The organism is Dactylosporangium sp. NPDC005572, from assembly GCF_040605515.1.
Lineage (GTDB): Bacteria > Actinomycetota > Actinomycetes > Mycobacteriales > Micromonosporaceae > Dactylosporangium.
Window position 1 is genome coordinate 1 of the sequence record NZ_JBEXCY010000311.1, and the last position, 10,241, is coordinate 10,241.

The window sequence follows — 10,241 nt, forward strand, 5'->3', positions numbered from 1 at the left end:
GAGCTGGCGGAGGAGCTGGCCGCGCTGTCCGACTGGCGGACGCCGCCGGCGACCGCCCTCGAGCGGGTGCTCGACGGCGTGGTGCGGCTCGCCGGCGCCGACCGCGAGCGGGTCGCGAAGTCGCTCATGCCGGTCGTCGAGCGTCAGGGGCAGTATCCCGGCGACCCGGGGTTCCACCCCACGTCGCTGCTGTTCGCCGCGGTCTGGTCGGCCATCGACCGGAGCGGCCCGCGGGATCATCGGGCGCGCTGGGCGGCCAACCTGGCAGCGATGCGGCGCGGCGGCTCGGCCCAGCAGCTGCCGGCCGACTCCCGCGTGCCCCCGCCGCAGCGGCTGCTGCGGGCCCGGATGGCCGAGGTGGGGCTGTACGGGGGCGGGTTCGACGGGCCGACCGCCCGCCCCGGCGGCCTGCTCGCCGCGCCGACGTCGGCCGGTGGCGCGCTCGACCCGGGCGTGCTGCTCGACCGGCTGACCGCGCTCGGCGACGACCAGCCCTGGGAGTGGGACCTCACCCAGGCCCTGCTGCGGCTGTCGCCGACGGTCGACGAACCGCTCGCCGCCCGCGCCGCGGCCCTGCGCACGCCGGGCGGCGACCGCCTCGCGGCCTGGGTGCGCGCCGGCGGCCTGCCCACGCCGGTCTTCACCGTCGCGAACACCACCCGCGTCCATCCCCGGGACGTCCGCCACGACCAGTGGGCGCACGGCGACCGCATCCAGGTCTCCATGGAACAGCTGTGGCACCCGGACGACCCGGCGCTGCTGCTCGCGTTCCGCATCCCGCCGCTGGGCGCGTTCCTCGGCGATTCGGTGCTGCTGTGGCCGTCGGTCCTGCCGGGGTACCGCGCGCTGGCCGCCGCCTATCTCCTGCCCGAGATCGCCGCCGCCGCGGACCTGAACGAGCGCGACTCGGCCGCGGTCCTGCCACTGCTGGCCGAGTGCACGGGCGACGGGTCGCCGGCGCTGGCGGTGGCGCTGGCGTACGGGCTCGTGTCCCGCCACGAGGCCGACCGCACGTCCACCCTCGACGCCCTGCTCATGCTGGCCGCCGCCGGCGACCTCGACGCCCCGGCGGTCGGCGCCCACCTGGGCACCCTGGGCGCGTCGTCGATGGCCCCGGTGGCCCGCGCCGTCCAGCCGTTACGCGACGCCGCGACGGCCGGCGCCCCGCTGACGGTCTGGCGGATCCTGGAGGCGGCGCTGCCGGCGCTGCTGGCCGTGCCGACCCCGCCGCGGGGCACCCCGGACCTGCTCACGCTGGCCGCCGAGACCGCCACGGCCACGGCGAGCCGCGCCACGGTGTCCGGCCTGGCCGACCTGGCAGCCCGCCGCGGCTCGTCCCGATTACTCACCGAGGCCCGCCGCCTGTCGACGGCGCTCTCGCTGCCCGGCTGATCCGCCACCGGCATCCAACGACGAAGGAGGAACACCGACGCCCGCGGCCCGTCGGCGGCGTTCTCCCTGTCCGGCTGATCCACCACCGGCGTCCACCGGCGAAGGAGGAGCACCGAGTCCCGCGGCCCGTCGACGGCGTTCTCCCTGTCCGGCTGATCCGTGACCGGCGACCACCGGCGAGGACGATCACCGAGGGCCGCGGCCCGTCGTGCGGCGACCATCAACGAGCACCGGCGACGGGGCCGCGCCGCGGCCCGCCCAGTGAATCCGCCGCTGGCATCCACCAGCGAGGGCCTGCGTGGGGGTCGACGTGGCCACGGCCGTGCTGCGGGAGGCGGTGATTCCCGGCGGGAGCCACCTGCTGCCACGCCGACCCCCGTCACATCTACCGCCCTCAACCGATCGGCCGGGCGGTAACGCGCTCGGAATCTCTGCATGGCGCACACGAACCACCGATCGGCCACTCCGCGGCGCCGTTCGGACGAGTGAGTCCGGGCTGGGGGCGGGCTGGGACCGGGCGGGCAGGAACCCCCAAACCTGCCCGCCCGGTCATGGTGCTGACACCCCACCAACCAGCCGCGCCGACGGGAGCAGGACACCGAACGCCGGCCCGGCACGGCGGCAGCTACCCGCCCGCCTGGGGCGGAAACCGCAGACGGGGGTGCCCGCCGTGCACATGCTGAACATGGACACGTGCCGTGGTCAGGCGAGGGAGGCGACGGCCTTCTTGAAGGTGGCCTTCGTGGACTCGATCGTCTTGTCGCGCAGCGCGGTCTTCTCCTGGGCGGTCCAGCCGACCGCGTCCGCGCGGGACAGGATCAGGTTGGTCGTCCAGATCAGGTTGTTGTCGCGGACCGTCACGACCAGGGTCAGGGTGCGCTTCTCCAGGTCGGTGCTCGTGTGCTGTTCGTAGGTGACGGCCTGCTCACCCAGGCCGCTCACGTCGGTCACCTGGCTGTTGAGGCGGGCGTTCTCGACCATCGACGTGAAGGTGGTGCCGGCGGTGCTCAGGTCGGCGTACACCTGGGCGTTGAAGCTGACCGTCGCCGCCTGGTAGCCGGTCGGGCTGGTCTCGTTCTTCGTCCTGGTGAGGGTGCAGATGCTGTAGCCGAAGACGGTCGTGAGCTGCCGCTGGGCGCCCGGTTCGCCGGTCGCGGTCGGGTACTGGGCGGCGATCGCGGCCACGTCCGCCACGTCGCACAGGTTGGCCGGGAGCTTCGTCATGACGTACTTGCCGGCGGCGCCCTGGACGCGGGTCGGCTGGCTGCCGGCCGACGTCGGGCCGGCGCCGCCTGGGTCGTCGGTGCCGGCGCCGAAGAGTTTGACGGCGCCGAAGGCTGCGCCCGCCAGGACAGCCAGCACCGCGACGACCGCGAGGATCGTCGCCGCCGGGGAGCGGCGGCGCGGTTTGGGGCCTGCCGGTGGGCGGGGCGGCGCGTTGGGGCCGGGCGGCCCCGGGGGCGGCGGGAACTGGGGGCCGGCGGTGTACGGGCTGGTCACCCCCGGGTTGGCGGAGATCTGGGTCGCCGGCGAGTACGGGACCGACGGGGAGACCGGGGAGGCCGGGTACGGCGTCGTGGGAGACGCCATCGCCGGGTACGGCGTTGTCGGGGACGCCACCGGGTACGGCGTCGTGGGCGCCACGAACGGCGCGCCCGAGGACGGAGCGTAGGGCGGACCGGACGACGGCGACCCCAAAGGCGCGTACGGCGGAGCCGACGACGGGGTCCCCGGAGGCGCGAACGGCGGGCCCGAGGACGGAGCGTAGGGCGGGCCAGACGACGGCGACCCCAAAGGCGCGTACGGCGGAGCCGACGGCGGAGTTCCCGGAGGCGCGTAGGGCGGAGCCGACGACGGGGTTGCGGGCGGCGCGAACGTCGACGTCAGCGGTGCGGTGAACGGGGGCGTCGCGGCCGGGTACGCCGACGTCGCCGGGAACGCCGTCGTCGACGGGCCCATCGCCGCGGCCGGGAAGGACTGGGTGGCCGGCGGGAGCGACGACGCGTACAGCGAGCCCTCGGCGACCACCAGCTCCGGCTGCTCGGCCACGATCGGCGCGATCCCGAGCGCCTCGTGGAGCAGGGTCGCGACCAGCGGGATGCGGCTCGAGCCGCCGACCAGGAACACGCCCGCCACCGCGGACGGCGGGACGGCGGCCTGCTGGAGCAGGGCGCGGGTCATCGCGATCGTCGGGCGCAGCACCGGCCGGGCCAGGCCTTCGAGCTGTTCCCGGCCGAGCGGGACCTCCTTCGCGAGGGCCGGCACCATGACCAGCGTGCCGCTGGCGCGGGACAGCATCTCCTTCGCCGAGCGGACGTCGTCCCACAGCTGGCGGCGGGCGGCCGGCGAGGTCCACAGCTCGCCGTACGTCGCCTGGAGGAACGCGATCACCGCCGCGTCGACGTCCAGGCCGCCCACGTCGTTGAGGCCGTCGGAGGCGACGGGCGCGAAGCCGGTGGGCTGGCGGCGCAGGAGCGTGACGTCGCAGGTGCCGGCGCCGAGGTCGTACACCAGCACGCAGGCGCCGACGGGCAGGTCGCCGCCGCGGGCGTGGGCGAGGTACATCGCGGCGGCGAGGGGTTCGCCGACGAGCTCGATGCCGCTGTACCCCACCTGGCGCGCGGCCTCGGCGAGCAGTGCCCGGCGGCCGGAGCCCCAGTTCGCGGGGTGGGTGAGGACGATGTCGGTGATCGGGCCGGCGACCCGGGTGGCCTCGGACGTGACCCGGCGCAGGACGGCGACGACCAGGTCGAGGACCGCGACCTCGGCGTCGCCGAGCAGCACGGTGACGTCGTCGATGCGCCGCTTCGGGTTGGGCTCGAGGCGCTCGGGCGCGCTGCGGGCGAGGTGGGCCGCGTCCCGGCCGGTGTGCAGCCGCCCGTCCTGGCCGAGCAGCACCGCCGACGACAGCAGCGGCGAGCCGTCGAACAGCAGCGGCAGCACTCGGCCGTCGGGGCGTTGCAGCATGCCGACCGTCGTCGAGGTGCCGAAGTCCACCCCGAGCCGGAAGCGCTGACCCGTCATGGTCGGCGAGCGTAACAGGCGGTCACGGGCCGCAAGGGCGACGGCGCGAGCGCCTCCACAGTGGACCCCGACATGCCGTCAGGGTAACGGCGCGATGCAACCCCGGCTACGGAGCGTCGGGGCCGAGAGCTCCACCTGCGACCGGTACAGCTGCGTCCTTGAGCTCGACGAACAGGGTATGCGTGCCGGTGTCGCCGGTGTTGTGACCGCTGTGCTCCTGCGCGGGCAGCCAGCGCACCTCGTTGGCCGGCAGGTCGACGTCGACCTCACGCCCGCCGGACGACACGCGGCGGCGGAACGCGCTCAGGGTGATCATCACACTGTCGGGGTGGCGGTGCGGGTTGGTGCCGTCGCCGGGCCGGTCGCGGTATTCCAGGACCCGGACCCGCGCGTTCTCGAACACGACACGGTAGAGGTTCGGGTCGGTGACCGCGGGATCGTGGGACTGGAGTTCCATGGGACTAAGGTACCATGATGGCGATGCCAGTACCATATGAGTCGACCGGGCGAACGCAGCAGAAGTCCCGCACCAGGCAGGCGCTGGTGGACGCCACAAGGGAGCTCCTCGCCCGCGGGCTGACGCCCCAGGTCGAGGAGGCCGCCGAGCTGGCGGGCGTGTCCCGCACGACCGCCTACCGCTACTTCGCCAACCAGCGGGCGCTGCTGGTCGCCGCCCATCCGCAGCTGGCGCCAGCGTCGCTGCTGCCCGCCGACCCGCCGGACGATCCGGTCGAGCGGCTCGACGCGGTGATCCGGGCGTTCACGCGGTACAACTTCGAATGGGAGCCACAGCTGCGCACCTCGCTGCGGCTCTCGCTGGAGCCCGGCGCGGCCCGGCCGGCACTGCGGCAGGGCCGGGCGATCGCGTGGATCGCCGAGGCGCTGGCACCGCTGCGGGCCACGCACCCCGGCCCTGACGTGGACCGGCTGGCCGTGGCGATCCGGTCCGCGACGGGGATCGAGACGCTGGTGTGGCTGCTCGACGTGGCCGGCCAGTCGCGCGACGAGGCGGCCGAGACCGTGCTCGGCACGGCCCGCGCGCTGCTCGCGGGGTTTTTGTCGTACCCCGGCGGTAGGTTGCGGGCATGACGGACCCCGACGACGTTCCGAGCACCTATCTGACCCGGCTGCGGGCGATCTGCGGCGCCCTGCCGGAGACCCACGAGCAGCCGGCGTGGATCGGCATGCGATGGCGGGTCCGGCAGAGAACGATCGCCCACGTCTACATGCGCGACGACGACTGCGTGGTGACGTTCCGCTCGCCCGGGGACGAGATCGCCGGGCTGCTCGCGAGCGGGCCGCCGTTCGCGAAGGCGGCCTGGGGTGACGACGTCGTGGTGATGACCCTGGGCGACGACACCGACTGGGAGGAGGTCGCCGAGCTGCTGACCGAGAGCTACCGCGTCCAGGCCCCGAAACGGCTCGCACAACACTTGTAGTCCAATCAACTACGGATGTAGTGTGGTCGCATGCCCAACCGGCGTGACGACCTCCTCGACGCTGCGATCGACGTGATCGGCGGGTCCGGCATCCGTGCCCTCACCCACCGCGCGGTCGACGCCGCGGCCGGCCTGCCCGCCGGGTCGACGTCCAACCTGTTCCGCACCCGCGAGGCGCTCATCAACGCCGTCGTCGAGCGGTTCGCGGAGCGGGAGCGGGCGGTCTGGGAGGAGATCGCGCTCGTCGCGGTGCCGACCTCACCGGCCGGGCTGGCCGACGTGATGATCCGGGCCGCCCACGCGGCGACGGGGCCGCACCGGCGGCTGACCCTGTGCCGATACGCGATCCTGGTCGAGTCGGCGATCCAGCCGGCGCTGCGCGAGCAGCTGCTGGCGACCGGCGCCCGGGTCAACGACTGGTTCCGGGTCTGGCTGCGCGCGGCCGGCTCGACCGACCCCGACCGCGAGGGGCCGCTGATCGCGAACCACTGGACCGGGCTGGTCCTGCACGAGCTCGCGATCCCCGCCCCGGCCTTCGACCCGGCGCCCCAGATCCGCGCCATGGTCGAGTCCGTCATCCGCCCCGGCAAGGAGGAGACGTCATGAACGACGACCAGGTCTGGCTCGCGATCGACCGGCAGCGGTCCGCGGTGGTGGAGCTGCTCGGAGCGCTGCGGGCCGAGGAGTGGGAGCACGCCTCGCTGTGCGAGGGCTGGACGGTGCGGGACGTGGCCGCGCACCTGACGCTCCAGGAGCTGCGGTTCGGGCAGTTGCTCGCCTCGATGCCGGCGATGGTGCGGGCCCGGTTCGACGTCGAGCGGCTGACCGGCGACCTGGCCCGCGCGCGGGCCCGGGAGCTGGCGCCGGACGCGATCGTCGCGGCGATCCGCGCCACGATCGGCAACCGGCGGCACAACGCCGGGGTCACCGTGCGGGAGACGCTCATCGACATCCTCGTGCACGGCCAGGACATCGCCGTGCCGCTCGGCCGGGAGCTGCCGATGGCGCCCGACGCGGTCGCCGAGGCCATCACCCGGATGTGGACGATGCGCTGGCCGCCGCCGTTCCCGGCCACCAGGCGCCTGCGCGGCCACCGCCTCGAGGCCACCGACGCCGACTTCGCGATCGGCGCCGGGCCGGTCATCCGCGGGCCGATCGCGGCGCTCGCACTGCTCTGCGCGGGCCGCGAGGCCGCCGGCCAACGGGTGAGCGAAGGTTAGCGCTTCTAGCGCTTCCTCGCCAGGATGTGCGCCTGGTGGCTGTGCTCCTGGCGGTCGGGCTCCCGCAGGAGCTGGGCGAGCACCGCGAAGCCGGCCTCGCCCAGCAGGCCGGTCACCGCCTCCGGCGGGTGGCGGTGGAAGTCCAGCGAGATCTCGCTGCCGAAGCCGTGGGTGACGTGCCGCAGCTCGGTGCGCACCTGGAAGCCCAGCAGCACGTGGCCGCCCGGGGCCAGCACCCGGTGGAACTCGGCGAACACCCGGGGCAGGTCGCCGAGCGGGATGTTGACGATCGAGTACCACGCGAGGATCCCGCCCAGGTCACCCGGCGGGAGGTCCAGCGCCGTCATGGTGCCGACCTCGAACGACAGGTGCGGGTAGGCCCGGCGGGCCACCTCGACCATGCCCGGGGCCAGGTCCACCCCGAACACCTCCAGGCCGAGCCGGTGCAGGTGCTCCGTCGTGTTGCCCGGGCCGCAGCCGACGTCGACGACCGGGCCGTCGACGAGCTCGGCGAACACCCCGAGCATCGCCCGGCCGAACGGTTTGAAGTCCAGCGCCGACCGTGACTCCTCGGCGTACGCCTCGGCGACGGCCGTCCACGACTCACGGGTGGTGGCGAGGTAGTCGGCCTGGTTGTCGGTCACCGGCGCATGTTACTGAACGCGATCATCCCCGGCGCCCGGGGTAGAGCGCGCCGGAACGGAAAGACAGTCGCCGGTCATCTCGCGCAAACCCGACCGTTGCCGGACGGATCGCCGCACTTCGTCCGGCGGTCGTTGCCGCGACACGCCATCGCATAGATGACTCCCTACATTCTCGCCCATCTATCGGTACTGAATGTGGGAGCACAGATGCGCAAGTGGAGCAGGATCGCGGCGACCGTCGCCCTCGGGGCGACCCTCGCCGTTCCCGCTTTCCCGGGCAGCGCGGCGGCGGCCGTCAGCGAGGCGGACCTGGCGCTGCGGTGGGCGCCGATCCACTACCAGGACGTGGACGTCACCGGCGGGCACGCGATGGCCGGGCGGGCCGACTACGTCACCAGGATCGACTTCGACGGCAACTGGGTGGGCCGCGACAACTGGGACCACGCGCCGTCCTACCCGCTCGCGGCGACCGTCTACTACTCGGTGGTGACGACCAGCACGCACTGGTACCTGACGTACCTCTTCTACCACCCGCGCGACTGGGCCGATCACCCGTTCTTCGAGAGCGAGCACGAGAACGACGGCGAGGGTGTGCTGTTCACGGTCGAGCGGGACGGCTCGCAGTACGGCGTCCTGCGCTCCGCGGTCACCGTCGCGCACTCCGACTTCTACTCGTACACGCCGGCCGGGAGCACCTGGACCGACGGCGGCGAGACGGTCGACGGCACGCTGCAGTTCCAGTCGTCGCCGCACGACGGGCTCCAGCACCCGGTGACCGCGCAGGAGACGCAGGGCCACGGGCTGAAGGCCTACCCGCACTACGGCATCAACGGCGACGGCATCGTGTACTACCCCTCGGCGACCGTCGCCGAGCTCCCGGCGAACGGCGACGACCGGGACGTGCGGTACAAGCTGGTGAACATCTTCGCGGCGGGCGGCCTGTGGGCGCAGCGCAACAACACCGCCCTGTTCTCGAGCTGGGGCACCTTCGCCGGTGACGACGCCGGCAGCGGCTCCGACGCGTGCGGCGTGGGCACCTGGGACTGCACCACGGACTCGGCGAACGCCCCGTGGGGCTGGGACGACAGCGACGACGTCCCGGCCCGCGGCGACCTGGCCACCGACCCGGCCCGGGTGGCGGCCGCGTACTTCACGGTGCCCGGCGCGTTCTCCCGCACGTACGACGTGAACCGCTACACGAACCCGGCCTGATCCGGCTACCGTCTCGGGGTGCCCGGCATCGTCGCGTACCCCGAGGCGGAGACGCCGGCCGGCCTGCGCGCCCAGGTCGCCGAGCTGCGCCGGGCGGCCTGGTCCGGGCCCGACTTCGCGCACGACCCGGCACTGCGGCCGCTGAGCCTCCTGCTGGTGGACCAGGGGGCCGTCCTGGCCGCGCTCGACGTCCTGCACAAGGAGCTCGACCACGCCGGCGAGCGGTGGGCCGCCGCCGGCCTGAGCACCGTCGTCACCCACCCGGAGCACCGCGGCCGGGGACACGGCTCCCGGCTCGTCGCCGCGGCCCGCGAGCGCATCGCGGCCGACCTCGGCATCTTCACCTGCGACCGGCCGCTCGCCCCGTTCTACACCCGGGCCGGCTGGGTCGAGCTGCCCGGCACCGTGCTCGTCGGCGGTACCGAGGCATCCCCGTTCCCCAGCGACCACCCCGGCTTCGACAAGGTCACGATGGCGAGCTTCCGCTCGGGGCGGGCCATCCGCCGGCGCCGGGCCTTCGAGCATGCACGGATCCTGCTGTACTGCGGGGAGATCGACCGCCTCTGGTAGGCGCCCGCGAACACTTTTCGCTCCGGCGGCGAACTACTGATGTGGTCGTCAGAAGCGAGGAGATGGACTTGGTGGTGATGACACCGTCCGACGCGGACGTCATCGCCGCGGCCGGCCGGACCCCGGAGCATTTCGCGGTCCTCTTCGACCGGCACTACGCGGCGATCTACGCCTACGCGGCGCGGCGGCTCGGGCCGGACCTGGCCGAGGACCTGGCGTCGGAGACGTTCCTGGTCGCGTTCGACCGGCGGGACACGTACGACACGGCGCGCGCCGACGCGCGCCCCTGGCTGTTCGGCATCGTGTCGAACCTCGTCATGCGGCACGGGCGGGCCGAGTCCCGGCGGCTCAAGCTGCTGGCCCGCGCGGCCGCCGAGGGGCCGGTCGACCCGCCGGACGAGGTGGTCGCGGGGCGGGTCGACGCCGCGGTCGTGCGGGGGCGGCTGGCCGCGGCGCTGGCCCGGCTGTCGCTGGCCGACCGCGACGTGCTGCTGCTCGTCGCGTGGGCGGGGCTCAACCAGCAGGAGGCGGCGGAGGCGCTGGGCATCCCGGCCGGCACCGTCCGGTCGCGCCTGCACCGGGCGCGGCAGGCGATGCGGCGCGCACTGGATCTTGACGTCGAGGAGAGCGAGTGATGGACGAGATGACGGTACTGCGGGAGGCTTTCGGGCCGGACCCGGCCCCGCCGGACGCGGCGCATTCCCGGGCGCGCGCGGCGCTGCTCGAGCGCATGGCGCCGG

Annotated in this window: 10 protein-coding genes and 1 pseudogene; 8 read left to right on the plus strand and 3 right to left on the minus strand. The window is 74.1% G+C overall.

Going from position 1 to position 10,241, the window contains the following annotated elements:
• A pseudogene (locus ABZS66_RS57800) lies at positions 1-1,392 on the plus strand (hypothetical protein); the annotation flags it as partial.
• Positions 1,393-2,094: 702 nt separating this feature from the next.
• Here ABZS66_RS57800 and ABZS66_RS57805 read toward each other — a convergent pair.
• On the minus strand, positions 2,095-4,416 hold the full coding sequence (locus tag ABZS66_RS57805) for an Hsp70 family protein (RefSeq protein WP_354772901.1): 2,322 nt from the start codon (positions 4,414-4,416) through the stop codon (positions 2,095-2,097).
• A 106-nt stretch (positions 4,417-4,522) separates the two neighbouring features.
• Complete coding sequence (locus ABZS66_RS57810; protein ID WP_354772903.1) at positions 4,523-4,873, minus strand: cytoplasmic protein; 351 nt, start codon at positions 4,871-4,873, stop codon at positions 4,523-4,525.
• Between the two features lie 23 nt (positions 4,874-4,896).
• Between ABZS66_RS57810 and ABZS66_RS57815 the strand changes: the two genes are divergently transcribed.
• From ABZS66_RS57815 to ABZS66_RS57830, 4 genes are read left to right on the plus strand one after another with little or no spacing between them, the layout of a single operon-like run.
• A complete protein-coding gene (locus ABZS66_RS57815; RefSeq protein WP_354772905.1) occupies positions 4,897-5,505 on the plus strand; it encodes a TetR/AcrR family transcriptional regulator in 609 nt (202 codons plus the stop codon).
• Positions 5,502-5,855 carry an MmcQ/YjbR family DNA-binding protein gene (locus ABZS66_RS57820; protein ID WP_354772907.1) on the plus strand — a complete coding sequence of 118 codons (354 nt, stop codon included), beginning with the start codon at positions 5,502-5,504 and terminating at the stop codon, positions 5,853-5,855. The genes ABZS66_RS57815 and ABZS66_RS57820 overlap by 4 nt, the downstream gene beginning before the upstream one ends.
• Positions 5,856-5,885: 30 nt before the next feature.
• Entirely contained in the window at positions 5,886-6,461 is a 576-nt protein-coding gene (locus tag ABZS66_RS57825) for a TetR/AcrR family transcriptional regulator (protein ID WP_354772909.1), read from the plus strand.
• The gene (locus ABZS66_RS57830; RefSeq protein WP_354772911.1) at positions 6,458-7,075 is read left to right on the plus strand and encodes a maleylpyruvate isomerase family mycothiol-dependent enzyme; all 618 of its coding nucleotides are present in this window, start codon (positions 6,458-6,460) and stop codon (positions 7,073-7,075) included. The genes ABZS66_RS57825 and ABZS66_RS57830 overlap by 4 nt, the downstream gene beginning before the upstream one ends.
• Positions 7,076-7,080: 5 nt before the next feature.
• Here the strand turns inward: ABZS66_RS57830 and ABZS66_RS57835 are convergent, their stop codons facing one another.
• A complete protein-coding gene (locus ABZS66_RS57835; protein ID WP_354772913.1) occupies positions 7,081-7,719 on the minus strand; it encodes a class I SAM-dependent methyltransferase in 639 nt (212 codons plus the stop codon).
• 207 nt (positions 7,720-7,926) lie between these two features.
• Between ABZS66_RS57835 and ABZS66_RS57840 the strand changes: the two genes are divergently transcribed.
• The 3 genes from ABZS66_RS57840 (at position 7,927) to ABZS66_RS57850 (ending at position 10,136) form a co-directional block, all read left to right on the plus strand.
• Positions 7,927-8,931, plus strand: coding sequence for a hypothetical protein (locus tag ABZS66_RS57840; protein ID WP_354772915.1), 1,005 nt, complete (start codon positions 7,927-7,929; stop codon positions 8,929-8,931).
• An 18-nt stretch (positions 8,932-8,949) separates the two neighbouring features.
• Positions 8,950-9,501 carry a GNAT family N-acetyltransferase gene (locus ABZS66_RS57845; RefSeq protein WP_354772917.1) on the plus strand — a complete coding sequence of 184 codons (552 nt, stop codon included), beginning with the start codon at positions 8,950-8,952 and terminating at the stop codon, positions 9,499-9,501.
• Between the two features lie 62 nt (positions 9,502-9,563).
• On the plus strand, positions 9,564-10,136 hold the full coding sequence (locus tag ABZS66_RS57850; RefSeq protein ID WP_354772919.1) for an RNA polymerase sigma factor: 573 nt from the start codon (positions 9,564-9,566) through the stop codon (positions 10,134-10,136).
• Positions 10,137-10,241: the final 105 nt, after the last annotated feature.

Coding starts and splice junctions, on each gene's coding strand:
- ABZS66_RS57805 (WP_354772901.1), bottom strand. CDS start 4,416: ATGACGGGTCAGCGCTTCCGGCTCGGGGTGGACTTCGGCACCTCGACG.
- ABZS66_RS57810 (WP_354772903.1), bottom strand. CDS start 4,873: ATGGAACTCCAGTCCCACGATCCCGCGGTCACCGACCCGAACCTCTAC.
- ABZS66_RS57815 (WP_354772905.1), top strand. CDS start 4,897: ATGCCAGTACCATATGAGTCGACCGGGCGAACGCAGCAGAAGTCCCGC.
- ABZS66_RS57820 (WP_354772907.1), top strand. CDS start 5,502: ATGACGGACCCCGACGACGTTCCGAGCACCTATCTGACCCGGCTGCGG.
- ABZS66_RS57825 (WP_354772909.1), top strand. CDS start 5,886: ATGCCCAACCGGCGTGACGACCTCCTCGACGCTGCGATCGACGTGATC.
- ABZS66_RS57830 (WP_354772911.1), top strand. CDS start 6,458: ATGAACGACGACCAGGTCTGGCTCGCGATCGACCGGCAGCGGTCCGCG.
- ABZS66_RS57840 (WP_354772915.1), top strand. CDS start 7,927: ATGCGCAAGTGGAGCAGGATCGCGGCGACCGTCGCCCTCGGGGCGACC.
- ABZS66_RS57850 (WP_354772919.1), top strand. CDS start 9,564: ATGGACTTGGTGGTGATGACACCGTCCGACGCGGACGTCATCGCCGCG.